This window comes from Candidatus Zymogenaceae bacterium, from assembly GCA_016931225.1.
Lineage (GTDB): Bacteria > Desulfobacterota > Zymogenia > Zymogenales > Zymogenaceae > JAFGFE01.
Genome location: JAFGFE010000015.1, coordinates 88,747 through 111,062 on the forward strand (window position 1 = coordinate 88,747; position 22,316 = coordinate 111,062).

Consider the following 22,316-nt stretch of genomic DNA (forward strand, 5'->3'; position numbering starts at 1 on the left):
CTCAACACAGGAAAGACGATTATGATACGAACAGACAAGCTGACAATGCGGTTTAACGGTTTTGTCGCTGTGGATAAGGTGAGCTTCTCCGTGGGCGAGGGGGAGTTGTTCGGATTTCTCGGTCCAAACGGGGCGGGAAAGACCACCACCATTAAAATGCTGACAACCCTCCTCCCGCCGAGCGGGGGAAGGGGATGGGTCGCGGGTCACGATATCGTGACGGAGTCGGATGCGGTCCGTGACCGAATCGGGATCATCTTTCAGGACCCGAGCCTCGACGAGCGCCTGACCGCCACCGAGAATCTCTTCTTTCACGCAATCCTGTACGGCATCGGCCGGAAGGACGCGAAGGCGCGCATAGATAAGGCGCTTGCGATGGTGGAGTTGAAAGGCGTCAAGGACAAGGTGGTCAAGACCTTCTCCGGCGGTATGAAGAGACGTCTCGAGATCGCCCGGGGATTTCTTCACATGCCGTCTGTGCTCTTTCTGGACGAGCCCACCCTGGGCCTCGATCCCCAGACCAGGAGGGTCATCTGGGAATATATCAGGGGTCTGAAGGAGACATTCGGCGTCACCCTCTTTTTGACGACACACTACATGGAGGAGGCTGAGCACTCTGATCGTATCGGCATCATTCACAAGGGAAAGCTCATTCGCGTGGATACGCCGGAAAATCTCAAAAAGGCCCTCGGGGGGAGCGCGATCGCCCTTCGAGCGACCGACGATAATGTAAAAAAACTGGCAAACGCCGACATAGACGCGATCCGGGAGGATTCATCATTGATTGTCAAAACCGAACAGGTCGATGAAACCATCAAGAGAATGGTGGAAATCGGTGCGGACATGATGGGGATATCCGTCAGGCAGCCGACGCTGGAGGATGTGTTTATCGACATGACCGGAAGCGCCATCGGGGAAGAAAGCGGCGATGCGATGGGGGTCATGAGGGCCGCCGTGAGAATGAGGAGGATGCGATGAGGCGACGTATGGGCGCGTTCGCGCGTGGAACATATATCATCTGGCTGAGAGACGTCAAACGGCTCCTCAAGGACAAGCATCAGTTCTACGGCTCATTTGCCCGTCCTATTCTCTGGCTTGTGTTTCTCGGCATGGGTCTCAAGCCGATCTTCAACGAGACGGAGGGATTCGACTATGTGCAGTATATCTTCCCCGGCATCGTCGTCATGACGCTGATCTTCTCCGGCATGTGGGCCGGGATATCGGTGGTGTGGGACCGCGAATTCGGTTTTCTCAAGGAGATCCTGGTAGCGCCGGTGCCAAGAACGTCCATCGTCGCCGGGAAGGTGGCGGGGGGGGCGACCCAGGCGATGTTACAGGGCGTGATAACTCTCTTGTTCGCGCCGCTGGTCGGGGTTTCCCTCACCTTCGGCATGGTGTGTCAAGTGATCGGGGTGATGCTCATCATCTCGCTGGCACTGGCGTCCCTGGGATTGGTCATCGCAAGCCGAATGTATTCCTACGAGGGATTCGGCACCATCTCGAACTTCATCATCATGCCGCTTTTCTTCCTGTCGGGCGCAATTTATCCCGTGCATACCCTACCGAGATGGCTCAAGCTCATGGTGAGCATCAACCCGGTGACCTACGGCGTCGACCTGATGCGATCGGCGGTACTGGGAATATCGGCGTTTTCGGTGACCATGGACGTTGTATACATGGTCGGATTCGGCGTCGTTATGGGCGCCCTGGCGACGATTCTCTTTCGGCGCTATTGACGTGTACCGTATATTTCAGGTCAACAGACGATAAGGAGTTCCCGTGCAGATTGATATGAGCGTCTTCGAGATCATCATGCTGCTCTGTTTCGGCATAGCGTGGCCGTTTTCCATATACAAGTCATTTACGTCTCGAACGAACAAGGGCAAGAGCTTTCTCTTTATGTGTGTCGTGTTTTTCGGATACGTATCCGGTACGATACACAAACTGCTGTACAATTTTGACCCGGTCACCTTCATGTATATATTCAACGGATTGATGGTGCTGACGGACATATCACTCTATTTCAGGAACATGTATATCGAGCGGCTCCAAAGCGCAATGATTCCGAAGACCTGATCATGATTTCCCGGGGAACACAGGCGGCGACATATCCGGGATGTGTTTCCATCCGGACTTTTATTAAAATTCTATTCCAAATTGTTCCAGCGCGTCGAGGAGGCGGGTGAGAAACGGAGAGTTGAGGGAGATATCGAACTCCACATCGTCGATTGTTTTGTAGACCGTAAAGGGGATAACCCGAAACAGGTTTTCATTCCCCGAGAGATTCGCCAAGCGCTGAAGCTTCGTGGTCTCCAGTATCTCTTCCGTCGGATAGATCTCACCTGTAAAGTCCAGGCTCTTATCGAAACCCACATACCCGGAAGATGTGGCCGTGTACGTTGGGGCGGTGACGTGTGAGTCGTCAAACCATACCCTTTCGTTTCCTACACGATAGCTCCCCCCCAGGTAATCAAACGCCCCGGTATCGAGCTCCTCGGGCAGCAGAAACTCGGGGATGTGTATCGCATCCGCCAGCTCCTTCCTGATGGAAAAATCGGTCACGTAGCCGTCGACAATGGCATATTCACCCCGTCCGATGAGGGCCGCAGGAATGGTTGACGGTGAGCGGGCCGAAAACACAAAACGTCCGTCGGCCGTGAACGTTCCCACAACCAGATCCTTTTCATCGGAGAAGGTATTTAAGAGCCGGTGGATGGCGAGGTCCGTGACCTCTAATGTGAGAGACGTTGGGAATGAGGGATCGGTCATGTCGATGGTGCCGGACGCGTCGAACGTCCCCTCGTAGGCCTTTACCGATATCCGCTTTGCGGTCACAATGCCCTTCTCGATTGAGTGGCTGAATGATTCGACCTCAAAGGTCAGATCCTTGATGTCGACACGATCGATGGATCCGTTCATGCTTCCCGCGATCAGCGTCAGGGGGTCTGTGGTCTCCATGAGGCTCCGAATGGGGAGGGCGCCGTCCAGGGTGAGGGTGGCGTCGATGCCCCGGGAGGATACCAGAGATGTGACAACGCCGGTATCCTTCTCGTGACGGTAGAAGAGCGAGCCGTCGTCTATCGTCAGGCGTTCGATGATAATGTCGGTGTCGAGAAATCTCTGAACGATCACCTCAACGACGCCGCCGTTGAGCGCGGAGGATGAGAACGCCGGGGTTTTCGAGGATGTCTGGAGCCTGTCTGATCGATTCGTGTGCGCCAGGAGGTCCCAGGTGTTCATTCCGTTTCTGTATTCCGTCAGGTGCAGATCCGGCATACTCATCGATACGTTGGATACGATGAGTGTTTCGCCGAACAGAGAACGCAAGGCAAGCCTGGTCTTTACCCGGGGCACATAGAGGATGTAGTCCCCCACGAGCCGTGGGTCTTCGACCATCAGACCGTCGACGACGAGCACCGGCCCTGTCGTCCATGCAAGCGAGAGGCGGGAGATGGTGACTTCAACGCCGAGGGAATCCGTCAGTGCAGACTCCAATTCGTTCCGATAGGTCTCCAGGCTCAGCCGGAAGAGCAGGACCAGGGCGGTTACTGCGAAAACGACCGCAATGACGGTAATAAAGAGAACTTCGCGGATCGATCTTTTCATGAAGCGCGGTGAGTCATCTGTTGTTCCACCTGGTCTATGCCGGTATATCCGAGGGACTCGAAGAGCAGGCGGTATCTCTCCTCGGTCAGGTTTTCACCCCGTTTGAGCGCAAGGGAGACATCCCGGTGATACAGGGCCAGTGTGGCGTCTGAATAGGTCTCAAGCTCAGAACAGAGATATATCTCAAAGGGCGTTCGGTCGCCCCGAAAGGTTTTCGGGAATCGATGCTTCAGGGCTTCCATCCAGTCCGCCTCGATGGTGACGATCTCACCGATGAGGGGGTTGTCCGAAAGGGGGGGGATGACGTTGTCCATCCGGGCGTATTTCTCCGTCAGGAGATTTCTGCCGTTCTTTTTGGCCAACTTCAGATCCTTCAGGTATGAAGAGAGTGTATCGGATGAGAGGACCGCATGGGACATCTCCCGCATGGTCCGAAAGGTTTCGGGACGTTCCTGACACAGGGAGGGAATAGATGTTCGAACCTGCAGGAACATCGAAAGCTCGCGTTCCACGATATCGGAGAGCAGTTTCTTTCTCTTCTTTTCTTTCATTTTATTTAAATGGACGATCTGTTGATGTCGTCAGATTGTCGGCGACCTCCTTATTCAGAACCCGCGGAAAGGAGATACGATTCGATGAATCCATCCAACTCGCCGTCGAGAACTGCGTCCACATTTCCCACTTCAACGCCGGTGCGGTGATCCTTCACCAACCGATAGGGTTGGAGGGTGTACGTTCGTATTTGGCTTCCCCAGGCGATATCCTTTTTCTGTTTGTGCATTTGTTCCATCTTCGCCATCTCTTCCTCCCGCTTCTTCTCGTAGAGGCGGGATTTGAGAATTTTAATGGCGATGGATTTGTTTCGATGCTGGGATTTCTCGTTGCTGCAGGTGACGACGAGCCCCGTGGGAAGGTGCGTGATGCGTACGGCGCTGTCGGTTTTATTGACGTGCTGACCGCCGGCGCCGGACGCCCGGAAGGTATCGATACGCAGATCGCTCTCGTTGACCTCGATGTCCGTGTCGTCCTCCACCTCGGGCGTCACGAAGAGTGATGCGAACGAGGTGTGGCGTCGTTTGCCCGCGTCGAAGGGGGATATGCGGATGAGACGGTGCACCCCCACCTCCGCCTTGAGGAGTCCGTAGGCGTACTGGCCGGTCACCACGAAGGTGACGCTTTTCAGACCCGCCTCATCCCCCGGCTGTGCGTCCACGACCTCCACCGAAAAGTCCTTGATCTCGGCCCATCGGGTATACATGCGAAAGAGCATCTCCGCCCAGTCCTGAGCCTCGGTACCGCCGGCGCCGGCGTTGATCTGGACGATTGCCGGACGCCCATCGTCGGGACCGGAGAGCATCCGCCGGGTTTCCATGGAGGAAAACTCCTGTTCCAGGTGCTGTATCTTTTTTTCTATTTCGACCGGGGCGTCGGAATCACCCTCGTCAAGGAGCTCGATGAGGATGGAAAACTCTTCAAGGTCGTTTTCGCGGTCGGTAAACCATGTGAGCTGATGCTGGAGGGTCGTCTTTTCCCTTCCGGTTTTCTCGGCGTTTTCCTGATCCGTCCAAAAGTCGGGATCCGCCATCTTTTTATCCAGCTCGTCTATTTTCTCTTTGAGCCTCTTCGGTTCAAAGATACCCCCTGTGTGTATCGAGACGCTCCCGGTAGCCGTCAAGTGTTTCCAAAAGCTCGGATGTCGATGCGGGTATCATGAAACCTCCTCATGTGAAAATCCTTTTCGTATTATACCACCCCAGTGGATGAAAATGGGAGTGAAAAAACAGAGTGTGACAAGCCATGCGAACACGTCGCCGAACCTGGTATAGAACGTCGTGCGGGGGCAGGGCCGTATGTACGCAACGGAGATGGTGCGGCGAAAGAGCGGCGTCATCATCTCCACATCCCCCGTGGGATGAACCACCGCGGATATCCCGGTGTTTGCGACGCGTATCAGGGGAAGACGCGTCTCAATGGCGCGCATCCGTGCAAGGGAAAAATGCTGGTAGGGCGCGCTGGTGGTGCCGTACCATGCGTCGTTTGTGATGTTGACGAGAAGTGCCGCGTTCTTACGGGCGAACATCCGCGATATCTCGGGAAAGATGGCCTCGTAGCAGATGAGGGAGCCGACGGCGCCGAACTCCGTCTCCATGGGATCGGTGATGGAGCCCGGCTCGGTCTCACCGACGCTTTCGGTCAGCTTATCGACGAAAAAGAGCAGCTTCTTGAGCGGTACATACTCCCCGAAGGGTACGAGGTGCCTCTTGTCGTAGTAGCCCACGATATCCCCTTCGGGGGAGAACAGGTAGGCCCTGTTGAAAAAGGCGATGGAATCATCACCACGAATCTCGTACGCAGGGATCCCGAAGAAGAGATGTATATCGTTTTCGTCGGCGAGGTGGACGATCCGGTCGACGAACCGCTCGGAATCCTGGTAAAAGAACGGCATCGCCGTTTCCGGCCAGACGACGAGATCGGGACTGTCTTCGATGGATGCACGTGTCATCTCTTCGTAGAGGGAGACCGTCTCCTCCCGGAATGACGGATTCCATTTCAGGTTCTGGGGAATGCTTCCCTGAATGAGCGCCACGGTGACGGGCTCAGGCGACAGGTATATGCGTGATGGATCAGTAAATATGCGCTCTTCCCGATTGAGGGCGAACAGACCGTAACCTATCACCGCGGCCACGAGAATCGCTGCGACGGCCGCCTCCTTAAAGGGAAAGGTCGTGATGGTTCCGATAAGACGCTTCACGATCAGAAACAGGGCGACGTTCACGGCGGCGATGACGAATGTCACGCCGTACACACCGGTGATGTCAAGCACCTGCATGAATGTGAGCCACTGAAGCTGTGAATGGCCCAGATACCCCCATGGAAATCCGGTCAGGAGATACGCCCTGAAAAACTCCAGCGCCGTCCAGGCCACCGGGACCGTGACGAAAAGGGGAAGTGAAAAACGAAGCCTCGACCAGGAGACCAGATAGGCAAACAGTGAGGAATAAATTGAAATATAAGTTGCAAAAAGGAGCACCAGGATCATGGAAACGGGAAGCGATATCCCGCCATAGAAGTACATGGGCGTATACGTCCAGTAGAAGATGCCGGTATAGGCAAAGAGCCCGAAGACCAGACCGAAAAGGAACGATCGGTGGGGAGGCTGGTTTTCGATGGCGAACAGAAGCGGGACGAGGCAGACCCAGGCGGTGAAGAAGAAATCAACCTTGGGAAGTGACAGGGCGAAGAGCACACCGCCGACCGCGGATAAAAAAAACGGGGTCAAGCGACCCGTCGGGGAAGGGACCTTGTGAGAAGACGTCAACCGCTTTGCCTCTTTCTCTGGTTTCTTTTTCATTGTGTCGATATTCTCAAGTGGTGGTTCGGTCGTGAATAGGAAATATTACAGGGAAATTCCGAAAAGGTCAAGCAGGCGGGACTCTTCCGATTCCATCAGCATCCGGTCTTCATCGCTCGCCCCCTCCCGGATGTCGTGTATGTGGCCCAGAAGATGCAAGAGACCGTGAACCAGAAGAATCGTCACCTCATCGAGAAGCGAGACGCCTCGATCAACGGCCTGTCGTGCTGCGGTGTCGTAACTGATTGCAATATCTCCCAGGATATCAAGACCGATGGGCGGGTTGACGCCCGAGGCGAATGACAGGACGTTCGTGGGTCCCGAGCGTCCCAGGTAGTCCCGATTGAGCCGGGCGATGGTATCGTCGTCGGCCAGAAGGATTGAAAGCTCTCCATCTCCTCGACCGGTTATGGAGAGCAGTTCCTCGGCGCGCTTCGTGAGAGCCGTCAGATCTATATTAGTGGGTGCTCCCTCTGTTCGAATAAGCACTGTCACCGATGATTTGTTCCTTTGGTTTTTCCTCCACCCAGGTTTCCCGAATAACCGGTTCGGGATAATCGATCCGCTGGTGGAAAATGCCCGTGAGCACTTGGGTGAAACTGCGGGTGATGGCGTCCAGGTCCTTCAGGGTCAGTTCACACTGGTCGAGCTGTCCGTCAAGAAAGATACGGTCGATAATGTTTTGAACCATGGATTCAATGCGGGCGGGTTTTGGGTCGGACAGCACCTTGGATGCCGCCTCCACGTTATCGGCCAACAACACAATGCCCGCCTCCCGGGTCTGGGGTTTCGGGCCGGGATATCGAAAATTCTTCTCCTCGACGGTCATCCCCTTGGTGGTCTCAGCCATCTCCAGGGCCTTCTGGTGAAAGAAGGAAATCAGGTGCGTGCCGTGGTGCTGCATGATGATGTCGATGATCTCCTGTCCCAGCCTGTAGCGTCTCGCCAGGTCGACGCCGTCCTTGACGTGGGATATCAGGATCAACGCCGACATGTGCGGCGTGAGACGATCGTGGGGATTGTTGCCGTCAGTGATATTTTCGATAAAATAATTCGGTTTCTTGATTTTCCCGATATCATGATAATAGGAGCTGACGCGGGCGAGAAGCGGATTCGATCCGATGGCGGTGGCTGCGGCTTCGGCCAGATTGCCGACGATGATGCTGTGATGATACGTGCCGGGCGCTCGGATCACCATCTCCTTCAGCAGTGGATGTTCAAGGTTTGAGAGCTCCACAAGCTTGATGTCGGTCGTATATCGGAAGAGCAGCTCCACCAGCGGCGTAATGCCAAGAACCACCACAGACGAGATAATACCAGCCGAGAAGCCGAAAATTATATTGGAAACCATCGTTTTGGTGTCGGTGGTGATAGTCGTCAGTATGTCCTGAGAGAGCAGGTTGAGCCTGCTTATATAAATGGATACGATCGTCAACACGTTTATCATGCCGACCATGAGGCCCGCGTACACGATGGTCGAGCGCTGTTTCGTCTGGGCGACAAGGTGCGCACCGATGAGTGAGCCGATAAAAATGAACACTGAGAAGAATATATCCCCCCCCACCATGATACCGGTGAAGATGCTGGAGAGAACTGCGTATATAACTGCCGATTCGGAATTGATGACGATGCGAACGAGCATGGCCCCCGCCACGATCGGCAGGATAAACTTGTATGCAGGCTCTGGAATGAGGATGAATTCGTCGACCAGGGCGTCTTTCAGGAAAAGGAATATCTTGGTGAAGGCGCTGAAGAGAAGCAGAGTCAACCCGATGAAGAGGAAATCCTTGTTGCGAAGGGTAAGCTTCTTGATGTTCCGGACGGAAAAGACATACACCGCATACGTCATAATGATAATGAGCAGGAGAATGCCCTGGTAGGCAAAGTAGATATTGTAGTCGCTTTCCGACTCGATTATCGCGTCGAGTATGGTGACGTGACGCTTCTCCACCTTTTCACCGTCACGGATGATCATCTCTCCCTTGTTTATGGAGATCATCACCGGTTTCACGCTTTCCCGGGCTGAATTTCGGCGATTTTCCGTTTCGGTTGGATTGTAGGTCACGTTCGGTTTGATGAGGATCTGCGAGAAATCCACCGCTACGGCCAAAACAGCACGAGACGCATTCGGAGCGGACGTCGATGCGTTTTCGGCGATGATATCCCGGGCGTCGTTCAGATTGACGACGTGGTCTGTCGAGGCAAGAATTGTTTCGGCTTTGGTCTGGCTGTTGATGAGGACGATATTGGTATTGACGATGTCTTCGATAATCTGGGTGTACGATTCGACGATATACAATCCATAGAGGTTTTCAAGTAATAATTTGACCGACTCTTCGATATCCGTGTCAAACTCGGCATCCGCAAGTCTCAAGAAGACATCGTCGGGGACATCCACACCGATAAGCTCATTGAACAGATGTCGATTCTGCATGAACCATTCGCGGGTGGTGATGTTTTCCGGCTTCTTGCCGCCAAGATCCCTCATATGTTTGAACGAGGAATCGATTCGGTCAAACAGGGATACGAGGCTCGTGACGTCCGCATCATAAACCGGATATACTTCTTTTGCGGCCTCGGTCTGTTTTTGTTCGGTGGCGTCCTTATCGACGATGAGGTAATCACGAGTCGCCTTGATGTCCTTCGTGGCAAAATCACCGACGGTGTAGGTTACAGTTGTTATCTTGTTTTGAGGCGCCAGGATGAAAGACATGATGACCACGAACGATACAAACAGAAGCACTCGTTGTATCTTCGGATTCCTATATGTCTGCCCATCAATGACAAAGGTGAGAGGACGTGTGAATCGATTCGAAAAGAGAGATCGATACAGCTTGAGATATATATTATGAACGGTGTTAAAAAACTTCATTGCTGTTTTCCGGTTCCCGCTGTCTTTGCTGATTGTCGATTTCGTACGCCTTGATGATTTCCCGGACGAGCCTGTGTCTGACGACATCGGTTTCGCTAAAGTAGGAAAACTGTATCCCCTCGATCGAAGAGAGGATGCGGCGTGCCTCGACCAGCCCGGACACCTTTCCGTACGGAAGGTCTATCTGCGTGATGTCTCCGGTGATAACGGTCTTTGAGTTGAATCCAAGACGAGTCAGAAACATCTTCATCTGCTCGCTGGTTGTATTTTGCGCTTCGTCAAGAATAATAAACGAATCATTGAGCGTTCGACCCCTCATAAAAGCCAAAGGCGCCACCTCAATAATCCCCTTGTGAACGAAGCGCTCCGCTTTTTCAATATCCATCATATCATGAAGCGCGTCATAGAGCGGCCTCAAGTATGGATTGATCTTCTCATTGATGTCTCCGGGGAGAAATCCGAGCTTCTCTCCCGCCTCTACGGCGGGTCGTGTTAAGATAACACGATCGACCTTACCTTTATTAATATAATCCATGGCCATTGCCATTGCAAGGTATGTCTTGCCGGTGCCGGCGGGACCGATACCGAATACGATATCGTTTTTTCTAATGTCTTCGATATATTTTTTTTGGGCAAGGCTTTTCGGTGCTATGTTCCGATTCTTGGCGGATATATAGATAGTATCGAGGAATATATCATGCAGCTTCACCTTCCGGTTGGATTTTATTATTCTGAGGGCGAAGTCTACATCCTGAGCATATATCGGGTATCCCTTTTTAATGAGTTCTGAGAGTTGTGTGAGGACATCCTGAGCTATCTTCACATCATCGGACATCCCGGTAATGGTGACGCTGTTTCCCCGGGTGTCGATGCTGGTGTGTGTATCCTTTTCGACAATGGCAAGATGCGCGTTATGCTCTCCAAAAAGCGTACGCGCAAGGTTATTGTCGTCAAATTCTATTTTTACGGTGTTGCTCAAACGGTTATTCCTTGACTATAAGAGAATACCCGCTGCCGGTGAGAGTGTATTCAAAGCGATCTTTCCAGTCGTAACGGACGTTTTCCACGTATCCGTTTGTATACAGCTGCTGGAGATTTTCAGGATAGCTTGAATGGATGAAATAATAAATTTCAATTGCTGATTCTATGTTGGCACGTTCCATATTAAGCTGGGATTGGTTGAATAAAGTAGTATTGGAGGGTGATATAGTGAAATTAGATTTGATCCGTGGATATGCAATAAAGAGATACCCAACAAGAATGATGACAAAAACGGCGACAGCCAGATAGGAAGAGACATTCTTGACAGAAATATCTTGAGAGGTTGTGATTCTTTCTTCCTCAAGTTCATATCCGACGTCAATCAGCCTTTTTGATATGAGCATGGACAGAGCCTTGAGGGTTTCAAATTCCCCGATTCTGCCGATATTGATTATCTCCGAGACGGACCGCTCGCCGTCTATAAGATCGAATATCCGCTTTTCGCTTGAGTTGAGTATTCTTTCGGAAGGGTCAGGTTCATCACTATCGAAAAACAGATCATCCTCATCTTCATCACGATCCTGGACTCTCCAGAATTTGATTTCATCTTCAGCCCCGGGCATCTTTTCAAAAACGATGTTTTTTGAATATACTTTTTTCCTGATTTCCGGCAGTTCGTCGGTCATCCGCAGACTGTCCATCAGGAAGTGCTCTGTATTTATGGGGCTCGTTGTCTTTTTGTTGTATGTGACTATTCTCTGGTGGAAGTTATACGTTCCGCTTTTCCACATCAGGAGCTTGAAAATGGTCTCATGGGTCTGGAGCTTAAGAAAGTGGCGCAACTCTTCCAGGGTAATATATCCCTGCTCGATAAGGATATCGCCAAGCTTCTTGAGAGTTTCTCTTTGAATTTCAAGTGTGCGGAGCAATTGTGTCTTGGTGATGAGGTCCGCCTTCAACAGCATCTCTCCGAGGTACTCGTTTATATTTCTGATAGAAGACGTGGCGGATATGATCATGCCGTTGTCAAAGAGGACTTGTACCTGTTTGCTTTTATCGGCGAGAGTCAGTACGCCGCTTTTTTGTTGTTGGTAGAGCAGTTGAAGAATATCGACAACCGACAGATCTTTTATATCTCCCTGTAGGGCCACGCTGATCTCCTGTTATGTCAATCGTTCCGATACAAAAAAGTCTCTCTGCGCGATAATATACACAATGATCAGTAAAATGAAATAGAGGAAAAAGTTATGAATGATAGGAAATCCCGCCGCGTGCATCGGATATACAATAATCCCATCAATGTACACGATATTTATCACGCAGAAAATATAGAGCAGCAGGAAAATAAAACCCTTTATCGTATATCCTCGAAATATCGATCCAAATCCCGGGAGGAGCAGGTTTATAATCCGGAGCACGATTCTGATGACGTTTCTTTTCCGTTCCACTCTCATACGAAGATCGGCCTTGGTCTTCGGGTCGACACCCTCCCGGCGGATAAACACTGAGAAACACCGATTACATGAATCACGTTTATCCATGTGAGTCAGGGATTTCAACAGAAAGGGCTCCCAACAATACTTACAGGCCTTGGAGAATACATACCGGTTTCTTAACGTGGCGAATATAAAAAGCAGTGCAAGGATGAATACACTAATACCCGATGTGAGACGAAACGTAACCCCCTTCATCAGGTCGGCCCATATGGAGGCCGAGATGGTCTTGGCGCTCGAGGAAGAGAGGATTCTGCCCCAGAAGACCGTGTCGGAAATGTAGCGATCCATGACGACTCGATTGACGCGATCAAGATATGTCAGTGTGTCCTCACTGCCCCTGGCCTCCCTGTCGACAAAACTGTTTATCAGATCTGGAGAAAGCTCATCAGCCTTCTCTCGATATTCCTCCGCCTTATATATGTCAAATTCATCTCCGGATATGCTCCGCTTGTACAGATTGTAATACGTCGTCGCCGAATTGGAGTCGATGTCCAAGGACTTGAGGTAGTACACTTCCGCCCTATCGTATTCACCGAGAATGAAATATATATTGCCCAGATTATTGAGTGCCAGCGGATGATTCGGCTCGATTTTAAGGGTTTCCAGGTAGTATTTCTCCGCAAGTTTTAGCTCACCCCGCTTTTTGTTCATCAGACCGAGGGTAAACAGCACATCGGTATCGTCAGGATGATTCAGGTTCCAGACTTTCAACTCCTTTTCGACCATATCGGAGTATGTGTCTTCCCTGACGGAGATCATCTCGTCGATGACCTGCTGATGCGTGGAGAGCATCATTGTTGCGGTGTTGTTCATCAGGATGGGTGAAATAACCAAAAGAACATAAAACACGGCGGAAAGATACCGTTCCGTTTTTGTGTAGTATATGGACAATGTGAGGGTCATAAAAATGATTGTCCAGATGATTCCCAGGTTGAGGGACGCGAATATAACCAACAAAAGGATGATAAAGAGGATGAAAAGCCACAATGACACGTCCCAATCGAGGAACACCTTGATATCGTTGGCCGCCAGCGGGATGTATTTCACCGCAAGGATAACAGCGAGGAGTGCGAACGAGATCAGCAGGGTGATGAGGATCATCAACATGAGATTTGCGATCAGTGTTGTGAATATCGTTGTGTCGGCCAGTGAATGAGAAATGCCCAGAATATAGAAGTTTATGATATTAAAAATCTTCGACGGCGTGTGTCGCCAGGTGAACTCCGCCAAGGCGAAATATACGCTCGGTTTGTTGGGTGAAAAGGTTTCTGCCTTGTGAAGGAGCATTTCGGCGTTTGATAGATCCCCCGAATTTTCAAGCATTTCGGACAGATGAATCAACGCGAAAGAGTATTCGGGTATATTTCGGTCACTCTGGCGATATTTAATCGAGGTAAATGAATCAAGGATATTATTTGCTTTTACTCTGTTATTGTCCTTCATCGCCTCCATAAACTGAAACCAAATGTCATCGTAGCTGAGCGTGGGAGGTGTCTCGGACACGGGAGGGGTGGAAGGAGCGTCATCGGCGGTCGAATTGTCCTGGGAGACGACGGAAAGTGGAGATAGAAGAAGTACAACAAGAAATGCAATGAGAACGGTGCATCCTCTTTTAAGAAACCGAAATTGCACGTAATTCTCCAAAAAAAAATTGTTACTAAAATGTAGCATATGGCTATAGGAAAAGCAATAGTAATGTTTTTTACCTTGCCATTTTCCAACAACTGTTTTATTTTCGAAAAGTTACGTATTCGAAGAGAGCACACATGAAATTTGATGGACTGGTGAAAATAATGGCACGGCTCCGCGGCCCGGATGGATGCCCGTGGGATCTCGCTCAAACGCTTTCTGATCTCCGTCCCTTCATCATGGAGGAGGCGATGGAAGTCGTCGATGCGATAGATTCCGGCAATCGTCTCTGTGTCTTCGAGGAGCTGGGGGATTTGTTGTTTGAAATCGTGTTCGCCGCCCGAATACTTGAGGAAGAGGGCGTGTGCGACATGGATGACATTATCGCCGCAATCGCGGAAAAGATGATAGAGCGGCATCCGCACATTTTCGGAGATAAAATCCTCACAACCGCCGAAGAGGTGAGTAAAAGTTGGGAGGAGATCAAGGCTGAAAAACGCTCCAGTGATTCAGTGCTGGACGGTGTTTCGGAATCTTTGAGCGCACTGGTGGTTGCGGAAAAATATGGTCGGAGGGCTTCCGAGATCGGGTTTGACTGGAAACATGTAGAAGATGTGATCGCAAAGCTCAACGAGGAGATCGATGAGCTGAATGATGCGATCAAGGGAGGCGGGCGCTCTGATATTGAAGATGAGATCGGCGATATGTTGTTTACCGTGGTGAATATCTCCCGATCGGTCGGTGTTAATCCTGAACTGGCGCTCAGAAAAACAAACAGAAAATTTTCCAATCGCTTTCGCCATATGGAAAAACATGCGGGTGAATCCGGCAGATCATTTCGGGAGATGGACATTGACGAGATGGAACGACTGTGGCAAAATGCAAAAGAGGTTTTGAAGAACAGAGATCGCGAAATAGAATGACGTATCGGTAACGCGCTCAGTACGCAAGCAGCTTTTTCCGAGAGGAGAGGGGAAACGGTATACGACACCGGCGATGATACTTTACGTCCGCTCAAAATGGAGAAGACACGTATGAACAAGCGATTCCTCTCTCCGATAATATCCGGATTAATCTATCCAGGAGCGGGACAACTTCTGAACGGTCACCACTTAAAAGGATGGACCATTATCACAATCACATCCCTCAACCTGGTCTTTCTGATCTTTTTTATATTCAAGGGGTTTATAACGGTCATAAAAAATATTTCCGCTCCTTTCGGGAGCATGTGGGAATTTATTGCGGCCTCTCTCGCCATGAATGGGAGGCATGAACTGGTTCTCTTGATCGTGTTGTTTGCATTATGGATATATGCAATCGTAGACGCTCATATCGGCGCTCCTCCGGAAAAATCGACCGTGTGAAATCACTCTGAACCTTTTTTCGTACGACTAAAACCGATATTCGGATTTTCTTTGAAAACATAACTAGATGCATTTTCTCACCTTGACCCTCAGTGACAATTGCGATATCATATTAACGATTTCTATATCGACTATGTCTATACGTATACAGCCTGCTGTTCGAAAACCGTATCACCCTTTTAACAAATCGAAATCATATGCCGCATGTGACATGCACTCGTACTGACTCACTCGCGATATCGGGTCTTTACAGGTTCTCCTCTTATACAGAAAGGGTCATTCGTGTCATGCCGAAAAAATCTATCAATATTTTATACATTGAAGATGACGGCATCATACGTGAGCTGGCAGCGTTTCAGTTACAGGACTCTGAAGAAGACTCCTTCCAGCTGATCACCTCCGAGGACCTTTCCGAAGGATTGGTAAGACTTGAGAATGATGATGTCGATGTCATCCTTTTGGGTCTGAATGCTCCGGACGGTTCAGGTTTGTCTGCCCTTTCTTCCGTTCGGGACGTTCGGCCCGACCTTCCCATTGTGGTGTATGCCGGACTGGATGATGAAGAGACGGGCATGGAGGCCCTCAAGCGGGGTGCAGATGATTACGTGATTAAGTGCAAGACGGATAGGCCGTTTCTCCTCAGGTCGCTTCGATACGCCGTTGAAAGGAAACGATTCAGACAGAAACTCCACATCGCCCATGACGAACCTGAAAAAAGAGTCGTTTCTCAAACAGAAGAACATCACAAAACAAACAAACAGATTCAGCGACCTTTCGACGAAAAAAGGAAGTCGGACAAAGAACCGCTGCACCGGATGAACATGCCGATGAATGTGTCCGACGCGGTGATAGTCTGTGATGCGGATATGGTGATCACCTCTTGGAACAGTGCGGCGGAAAGCGTGTATGGTTTTTGCGAAACCGAGGTGATGGGACACACAGTCGACGACATACTCTGGACACAATATCTGTCAGAGAACCGTAAAGATGTCCGGGAGCATCTTTGCGAGAAGGGGATGTGGCAGGGCGAGATCCGACAGACGACAAAAGACGGGCGACTCGTGAACAGTATGGCGTCGATATCCGTCATCAATGATGGAGACGGCGTGACCGTCGGTCTTGTTATTATGAATCAAGACGTGACAACATACCGTAAGACGATCGAAGCCCTGAGAGACTCAGAAGAGAAATGGCGAAATTTGATGGAGATCGTGTCGGATCCGATCATCATCGTCGGAGTGAATGAAGAAATTCTGGACTGCAATCAGGCGTTTCTGGATCAGTTCGGCTATACACGATATGATCTCGCCGACCTTCGATCCGACGCATTATACCAGAAAGCAAACGAAGATGAGACGCTATCCCGACTATTACATGAACAGGGGACCATTAAAAACCATAATCTGATATGTGTTCGAAAAGACGGCAGTGTTTTTGAGGGAATCATTACCGCAAAGCTCATGAAGGATTTATACGAAAACATCGTCGGATATCAGGGAATTGTACGGAATGTGACGAAAGATAGGAAATTCATCTCCGGCACCTTGAGAAGCATCACGGACGGTGTTATCACCCTTGATCATGATTACAGGATTATCCTCACGAATCCAGCTGCGGAGGAGATATTCAACATCCCAAAAGAAAGAATGCTGGGCAAGAAATATGACGAGCTGTTTAGGGATACGATTTCCCAGGACGGCTACAATATTAAACGTGCTGTGTTATTGGGAGAATCCCTCTCACATTACAGGACGGACATCCTTTCGGACAACACGAATAAAGTACCCGTTTCCATAAATGTTTCTGTTCTCAGAGAGGAAAACGGAGAAGAGTTCGGAAGTGTCATCACGATCAGGGATCTGTCGGTTATCGAGGAGTTGAGAAAAGAAATATCATCCAAATATACGTTTGCCGACATCGTCAGCCGCAACAACACGCTTTTTGACATCATGCGTACACTGCCGAGTATCGCAGAGAGTGACAGCAATCTTCTTATTGAAGGGAAGAGCGGAACCGGGAAAGACCTATTCGCCAGTGCGGTGCATAATCGTTCTCATCGGAGGGACGGTCCGTTTATTGTGCTGAACTGTGCGGCTATCCCGGATTCGTTGATGGAATCGGAGATGTTCGGGTACACCAAAGGAGCCTTTACGGACGCGAAAACCGACAAACAGGGTTATTTCGCCAGGGCCGACGGGGGGACGCTGCTTCTTGACGAGATCGGGGAAATCCCGAAAACACTCCAGGCCAAGCTTCTTCGCCTGATTGAGGAAAAGACATTTGTCCCCCTGGGAGCGTCAGATCCGGTGCGGGTGGATGTGCGTATTATTGCATCCACAAATAAGGACCTCGCACTGGAAGTCATGAAGGGACATTTTCGCGAAGATCTATTCTTCAGGCTTAATGTGGTCAGAATATGCATACCCGATCTCAAGAAGAGAAAGGAAGACATTCCGCTTCTTGTGGAGCATTTTTTAAAGAAATTCAATATTCAAAAGGACAAGGGCATACTCGGAATCACCGATGACGCCATGGAAATATTGATGAAATACGATTACCCGGGCAATGTAAGGGAATTGAAAAACATTGTTGAGTACGCCTGTATCATCTGCGACGAGAAATACATTTCGAGGGGATACCTCCCGAAGGATCTTGTGGACGGTATAGAGTCAGGCCGCGTACGTACGTTAAAGAAAGCTATTTCAAACACGGAAAGACAGTTGATTGTTGAAACGTTGTCTCGTTTTGAAGGAGACAGACAGAAAACGGCACATGCCCTCGATATGCACCGGGGGACGCTCTGGAGAAAAATGAAGGAATATCAGATTAACTGATAAAGACGACGCGTGTTGCCGATGCTTTGGATCAATGCGGTTATGATATGCCGGGTCTTTATGAAATACTGTTTTCCCGACTGAGTGGGACATTCTGTTATTTAGTCTTTACAAATCATACGATCGAACGATTCGAACCACTTGTACGTTCCTCGCGTGATAATTACCATATTTCTGTTTACCTTTTTATTTCGTATCTGGATGAAGGGAGGAAAGATGAGAATTCTTATAGTTGATGACGATACAGATGTGAAAGATTTCCTCGTTGAGTCTATGAAACTCATGGATCATCATGTACATGCGGTCGAAAACGGATACGACGCCATCGACTACGTCAGAGATCATGAAGTCGATCTGGTGTATATGGATGTATCACTGCCGGGAATTGATGGATTTCAAACACTGGCGAAAATGCGGGAAATTGATCCATCGATAACGGGAGTCATGATGTCCGGCGATGAGACGAATAAAATGCTCGATCCGCCGACCCAGGACGGGATATATGTCAGCATTGCAAAACCGATCGAAATCGATAAAATCCAGGAAATAAACGACTCCTTCGAAAGGGTGAGCAACGCCGTCAAGTTCATCTATGACAATCCGTTCGGATTTGACATCGAACGATTCAATGAGGCCAAAATCCTGATTGTCGACGATGAAAAGGATATCGTCGATATACTGGTTACCGCTCTGGAAGATGTCGGTATGAAAAATCTGGATACGGCGTTTGACGGACAGGAAGCCGTTGTCGCCGTGAATAAAAAACACTACGATGTGGTGCTTACCGATATCGTCATGCCGGAGTTAAACGGTATCGATTTGATGAGACACGTGAAGGCGTTATCGGAGGATACACAGGTTATTATTTTAACGGGCAACGCCGACAAGAAATCGGCCATCAGCGCGGTGAAGCTGGGGGCCTATGACTTCATTGAAAAGCCGTTTGACCTGAATATCATGGCTCGTGTCGTTCACAGGGCCGTTGAACACAAGCTGCTCTTGGAAGAGCGAAAATTGTAGCTCATTCCTGATGGATCCGAACATATAACACACCCCTTCGATTGTGTAATACGGAGCCGAGATGAGTATTGCGAGCCCGTGTATTGAACAGGGAAGGGAAGAAAACAACCTGTCTATTGACCGTAACGATCGGGATGGATGCATCGGGCGATTCGCGTCGATAGGTAGGGCGTAAAGCCCTCATCGTCGGTGGAGAATGGCGCCGTCGATGGGACATCGCTCGATGATCCGGTCCGTCACGCACGCACAAAGAGTGAAACCGTCAAGATATACAAGCGAGCTCCGCATCAGTCCGGGACATAACGAAGGATTCCCTCATACGTACCGATGCCGGTCGCTCTGACCTCCCGCAATTTCAATCCACAACACATCAGCCCTCCAGAAGCTCCGCATACGCCTCGATACGCGTGACGACGGTGCCGATGTGCTCGGAGTTGTCTATAGAGAATTCCAGGGCAAGGGGCTTTATGCCGAGTTCCCTCAGTTTTTTTTCAAGGTGCGGGAACTCAAAATATTCGTATTCACAGAATTTCTCTCCCAGGAAGACGAAACCGTCGGCCTTCAGCTTACGGCAGAGGGAAAGGATCGTTTCAATCCGTCGATCCGCCAGGTAGTATAATGTCGTGCAGGGATAATGATCTTCATAGAACCCGGCGTAGTATGCCCCCGGCTCCTTTATCGGGGCGGGCCGGTATGAAAAACTTCGGCGGAAGATCGCCAGGTCTTCGCCCACCACTCGGAGTCCTGATCGTTCCATCGCTTCGATAACCGACCGGGGCGGTGGGAGGATGCCGCTGACGATGATCCGTTTTTTGTCGTCATTTATTTTAGGGGCGTTCTTCAGGTCATCGATTGCGGCCGAGAGCGTGGAGAATTGTCCGGTGATCGGCATGAAAGACACATCCAAAAGCAGGGTGACGAATCGAGCGAAATCGATCCGTCCCTCGGAAAGGTGGTCGTTGACGGTGCGATACAGACCACTGACCGCGTTGTATAATTCAACGCTTTCCAGAAACCTGTAGGCGTTGAAGGATACACCGAAGGACGACTCCAGCTCACGGATCAGCCGATTTATTTCATTTTCTATATACACCCGGACGTAATCGGAGCGTGATCTCCCTATGGCGCCCGTCATGGGAATATGATACGTGAATACAGGGATGGATGTGTGTCTTTCCTGAAGACCGCTCAGGATGATTTCGGGCATGTTTCTGAGGGTGTCACAGGCGTTATAGGCGATAATGCCGTCGACCTGTTCTGCGCCGCGGGTCAGGAGGTACTCGACGAGGTGACGGGCCACGGAGCAGACATAGTTCTGAAGGTGTCGATCGCTCTGTTCCGTGTTTTGTATGTGCGCCTTGAGATTCCAGGGGATGAACGGATGAAAACCGAGGGAATCCAGAAGCGCCAGCGGCGGATAGAGGGGGAGACAGGCGATAATCGGACGAGACGTCGACGAAAGTTCCTGGAGGGGAGAATCCATGGTCACCGTTTGATGAAGTGTCCGGGAGATTGAGTTCTCTCTCAGTATGCCCCTTTTCGTGGAGAAGTCAAGGGGTTTCGCCGGGGGAATCACTCAGAATGAAAGCAACCATACCAGAAATAACCGCCGGCCGCATGTACACCGAAGAAATGCATGAATCCTCCGGGAAACAGGCCGGTCATTTTCCCCGGTTCCGGTCCTCCACCCGAAGCTCCATAATGATATGTCCCCACCCACCGCACTTCACTCCAACGTCAATGCATCCCGCCCGACTGAACTTCAGCGTATTTGGGTCCATATCGGCATAGAGAAACTCCGAGGCACCGTAAATCAGGGGTGCGAGAGAATGAAGCGCATATATGCACATCCGTTTTGGATTCAGAGAGGTTATCAGATTTCCCGCCGCGTCAAAATAAAATCGATCCCCGGTCCTATGTGCCGAATTGCACCCCTTTGACGAGACGACCTCGACGACGATGGTTTTATCCGCGAGGGTGGACATTTTTGAGAGTATATCACCGTTATTGGAATCTGCAAGGAACATCTTCATTTCTTCATCGGTATACTCGAGATGTTCCTGAACTGCTTTTTTGATATTCTGATCCGATTTCATCGATATTCTCCTTTTTATACACGTGTTAAACAACCTTTATTGCAGAACCTTCCAGGTTTCCGTTTCAATGAGATTTCGGATGTTCGCCGCAAATCCCTCACCCAGCGTATGATCGGGATGGCTCCGAAACAGGACCGACAGGCGCTGAAGGGCATTGATCTCCTGGAGGCAATGTTGTATAGTATCTTCGACCGGCGGATCTTCTGAGAAGACGAGGCGATCGGGCCGGACACGGCCGATTGAGATCTCATAGACAATCTGCTTTTCGCACCGGCAGGATGCGTCTGGATTGAACAGACCGCACTTTTTGTCCATGAAATCCCTGAGTTTTCTTTTAGATCGGGAGACGCGCTGTCGGTATGCAGCAGGCGTACTGTTCATTATTTCGGAACCTTCGACACCGGAAACGTCAAAGACTTCTGAAAGAATAAACGCGATGCGATCCATCCGGCTGAGACACAAGAGCATTCCATACATGCACATTATTTTAATCTCCCGGACGATGAGACGTTCATCTGCCCGGGGATAGTTGACATTTTTATCCAGGGCGCATCCATAATCGATCATTTCCCCGTATGTGGAGAAATTCAGCTCAAGACGTTCCGCCCGGGATTTTCGGGCGGTGAGAAGGTGACGGGACGCAATGCTGAATACCCACGTAGTAAGGGCGCTTTCTTTACGAAAACCGGAAAGATTGGTAATCACCTTCACAAGGATTTCCTGGGTTGCGTCCCGAGCGTCTTCAGGGTTGGACAGCATCCTCAAAGCGAGGTTATAGACCTTGTCCTGAATGAGGAGTACAATTTCTTCGAGGGCCTGTCCGTCTCCATTGACCGCCCGGTCTACAAGATCAAAAACTGCATCAGTTTTCATAAGACAACCACATGTTGAGGGTTTACATCATTGTATATCATAGAAGATGAAGACAAAAAAATATTGTATCTGTATGGTGTTTATACATTGAGACTGAAAATATGTCTTTGTGTGACATGAAGGGATTATTTTCTTGACAAAATGTTTTGGGCATGACATGAATTAGAAAGTCGAACCTGCTACTTTCTATTCT

At 50.1% G+C, this 22,316-nt stretch carries 19 protein-coding genes; 7 read left to right on the forward strand and 12 right to left on the reverse strand.

Annotated features, from left to right (window positions below):
• The first annotated feature begins 21 nt into the window (after positions 1 to 21).
• From JW885_06775 to JW885_06785, 3 genes are read left to right on the forward strand one after another with little or no spacing between them, the layout of a single operon-like run.
• A complete protein-coding gene (locus JW885_06775; GenBank protein MBN1881860.1) occupies positions 22 to 978 on the forward strand; it encodes an ATP-binding cassette domain-containing protein in 957 nt (318 codons plus the stop codon).
• A complete protein-coding gene (locus JW885_06780) occupies positions 975 to 1,736 on the forward strand; it encodes an ABC transporter permease (GenBank protein ID MBN1881861.1) in 762 nt (253 codons plus the stop codon). Before JW885_06775 ends, JW885_06780 begins: the two co-directional genes overlap by 4 nt.
• A gap of 55 nt (positions 1,737 to 1,791) precedes the next feature.
• Positions 1,792 to 2,076, forward strand: a complete 285-nt coding sequence (locus JW885_06785) for a hypothetical protein (protein ID MBN1881862.1) — start codon at positions 1,792 to 1,794, stop codon at positions 2,074 to 2,076.
• Between the two features lie 63 nt (positions 2,077 to 2,139).
• Here JW885_06785 and JW885_06790 read toward each other — a convergent pair whose 3' ends face one another.
• The 9 genes from JW885_06790 to JW885_06830 form a co-directional block, all read right to left on the reverse strand.
• Entirely contained in the window at positions 2,140 to 3,606 is a 1,467-nt protein-coding gene (locus JW885_06790) for an AsmA family protein (GenBank protein ID MBN1881863.1), read from the reverse strand.
• A complete protein-coding gene (locus tag JW885_06795; GenBank protein ID MBN1881864.1) occupies positions 3,603 to 4,157 on the reverse strand; it encodes a DUF4125 family protein in 555 nt (184 codons plus the stop codon). The genes JW885_06790 and JW885_06795 overlap by 4 nt, the downstream gene beginning before the upstream one ends.
• 50 nt (positions 4,158 to 4,207) lie before the next feature.
• A protein-coding gene (gene prfB / locus JW885_06800; GenBank protein MBN1881865.1) for a peptide chain release factor 2 occupies positions 4,208 to 5,318 on the reverse strand; the annotation gives its coding sequence in 2 pieces (ribosomal slippage) (positions 4,208 to 5,245 and positions 5,247 to 5,318; 1,110 coding nt in all).
• Positions 5,315 to 6,958 carry an apolipoprotein N-acyltransferase gene (gene lnt / locus JW885_06805; protein MBN1881866.1) on the reverse strand — a complete coding sequence of 548 codons (1,644 nt, stop codon included), beginning with the start codon at positions 6,956 to 6,958 and terminating at the stop codon, positions 5,315 to 5,317. The genes prfB and lnt overlap by 4 nt, the downstream gene beginning before the upstream one ends.
• A gap of 45 nt (positions 6,959 to 7,003) precedes the next feature.
• Positions 7,004 to 7,447, reverse strand: coding sequence for an rRNA maturation RNase YbeY (gene ybeY, locus JW885_06810; GenBank protein ID MBN1881867.1), 444 nt, complete (start codon positions 7,445 to 7,447; stop codon positions 7,004 to 7,006).
• Positions 7,416 to 9,830, reverse strand: coding sequence for an HDIG domain-containing protein (locus JW885_06815; GenBank protein ID MBN1881868.1), 2,415 nt, complete (start codon positions 9,828 to 9,830; stop codon positions 7,416 to 7,418). The genes ybeY and JW885_06815 overlap by 32 nt, the downstream gene beginning before the upstream one ends.
• Positions 9,817 to 10,809, reverse strand: coding sequence for a PhoH family protein (locus tag JW885_06820; protein ID MBN1881869.1), 993 nt, complete (start codon positions 10,807 to 10,809; stop codon positions 9,817 to 9,819). Before JW885_06820 ends, JW885_06815 begins: the two co-directional genes overlap by 14 nt.
• Positions 10,810 to 10,813: 4 nt before the next feature.
• The gene (locus tag JW885_06825; protein ID MBN1881870.1) at positions 10,814 to 11,962 is read right to left on the reverse strand and encodes a DUF4388 domain-containing protein; all 1,149 of its coding nucleotides are present in this window, start codon (positions 11,960 to 11,962) and stop codon (positions 10,814 to 10,816) included.
• Positions 11,963 to 11,974: 12 nt separating this feature from the next.
• Complete coding sequence (locus tag JW885_06830; GenBank protein ID MBN1881871.1) at positions 11,975 to 13,594, reverse strand: tetratricopeptide repeat protein; 1,620 nt, start codon at positions 13,592 to 13,594, stop codon at positions 11,975 to 11,977.
• A gap of 479 nt (positions 13,595 to 14,073) precedes the next feature.
• Between JW885_06830 and mazG the strand changes: the two genes are divergently transcribed.
• From mazG to JW885_06850, 4 genes are all read left to right on the forward strand, one after another.
• Positions 14,074 to 14,859, forward strand: coding sequence for a nucleoside triphosphate pyrophosphohydrolase (gene mazG, locus JW885_06835; GenBank protein MBN1881872.1), 786 nt, complete (start codon positions 14,074 to 14,076; stop codon positions 14,857 to 14,859).
• A gap of 111 nt (positions 14,860 to 14,970) precedes the next feature.
• Entirely contained in the window at positions 14,971 to 15,300 is a 330-nt protein-coding gene (locus JW885_06840; protein MBN1881873.1) for a hypothetical protein, read from the forward strand.
• A gap of 287 nt (positions 15,301 to 15,587) precedes the next feature.
• Positions 15,588 to 18,134, forward strand: a complete 2,547-nt coding sequence (locus JW885_06845) for a sigma 54-interacting transcriptional regulator (protein ID MBN1881874.1) — start codon at positions 15,588 to 15,590, stop codon at positions 18,132 to 18,134.
• Between the two features lie 216 nt (positions 18,135 to 18,350).
• Positions 18,351 to 19,154 carry a response regulator gene (locus tag JW885_06850; GenBank protein MBN1881875.1) on the forward strand — a complete coding sequence of 268 codons (804 nt, stop codon included), beginning with the start codon at positions 18,351 to 18,353 and terminating at the stop codon, positions 19,152 to 19,154.
• Positions 19,155 to 19,524: 370 nt separating this feature from the next.
• Here the strand turns inward: JW885_06850 and JW885_06855 are convergent, their stop codons facing one another.
• The 3 genes from JW885_06855 to JW885_06865 form a co-directional block, all read right to left on the reverse strand.
• Entirely contained in the window at positions 19,525 to 20,643 is a 1,119-nt protein-coding gene (locus JW885_06855; GenBank protein MBN1881876.1) for a 2-hydroxyacyl-CoA dehydratase, read from the reverse strand.
• A gap of 172 nt (positions 20,644 to 20,815) precedes the next feature.
• Positions 20,816 to 21,283, reverse strand: a complete 468-nt coding sequence (locus JW885_06860; protein ID MBN1881877.1) for a hypothetical protein — start codon at positions 21,281 to 21,283, stop codon at positions 20,816 to 20,818.
• A gap of 3 nt (positions 21,284 to 21,286) precedes the next feature.
• On the reverse strand, positions 21,287 to 22,123 hold the full coding sequence (locus JW885_06865; GenBank protein ID MBN1881878.1) for an RNA polymerase sigma factor: 837 nt from the start codon (positions 22,121 to 22,123) through the stop codon (positions 21,287 to 21,289).
• Between the last annotated feature and the right edge of the window lie 193 nt (positions 22,124 to 22,316).

What these genes read in the sequence shown, in the direction of transcription:
- JW885_06775 (MBN1881860.1), top strand. Translation starts at nt 22, where the DNA reads ATGATACGAACAGACAAGCTGACAATGCGGTTTAACGGTTTTGTCGCT.
- JW885_06780 (MBN1881861.1), top strand. Translation starts at nt 975, where the DNA reads ATGAGGCGACGTATGGGCGCGTTCGCGCGTGGAACATATATCATCTGG.
- JW885_06785 (MBN1881862.1), top strand. Translation starts at nt 1,792, where the DNA reads ATGAGCGTCTTCGAGATCATCATGCTGCTCTGTTTCGGCATAGCGTGG.
- JW885_06790 (MBN1881863.1), bottom strand. Translation starts at nt 3,606, where the DNA reads ATGAAAAGATCGATCCGCGAAGTTCTCTTTATTACCGTCATTGCGGTC.
- JW885_06795 (MBN1881864.1), bottom strand. Translation starts at nt 4,157, where the DNA reads ATGAAAGAAAAGAAGAGAAAGAAACTGCTCTCCGATATCGTGGAACGC.
- lnt (MBN1881866.1), bottom strand. Translation starts at nt 6,958, where the DNA reads ATGAAAAAGAAACCAGAGAAAGAGGCAAAGCGGTTGACGTCTTCTCAC.
- JW885_06815 (MBN1881868.1), bottom strand. Translation starts at nt 9,830, where the DNA reads ATGAAGTTTTTTAACACCGTTCATAATATATATCTCAAGCTGTATCGA.
- JW885_06830 (MBN1881871.1), bottom strand. Translation starts at nt 13,594, where the DNA reads ATGCTCCTTCACAAGGCAGAAACCTTTTCACCCAACAAACCGAGCGTA.
- mazG (MBN1881872.1), top strand. Translation starts at nt 14,074, where the DNA reads ATGAAATTTGATGGACTGGTGAAAATAATGGCACGGCTCCGCGGCCCG.
- JW885_06840 (MBN1881873.1), top strand. Translation starts at nt 14,971, where the DNA reads ATGAACAAGCGATTCCTCTCTCCGATAATATCCGGATTAATCTATCCA.
- JW885_06845 (MBN1881874.1), top strand. Translation starts at nt 15,588, where the DNA reads ATGCCGAAAAAATCTATCAATATTTTATACATTGAAGATGACGGCATC.
- JW885_06850 (MBN1881875.1), top strand. Translation starts at nt 18,351, where the DNA reads ATGAGAATTCTTATAGTTGATGACGATACAGATGTGAAAGATTTCCTC.
- JW885_06865 (MBN1881878.1), bottom strand. Translation starts at nt 22,123, where the DNA reads ATGAAAACTGATGCAGTTTTTGATCTTGTAGACCGGGCGGTCAATGGA.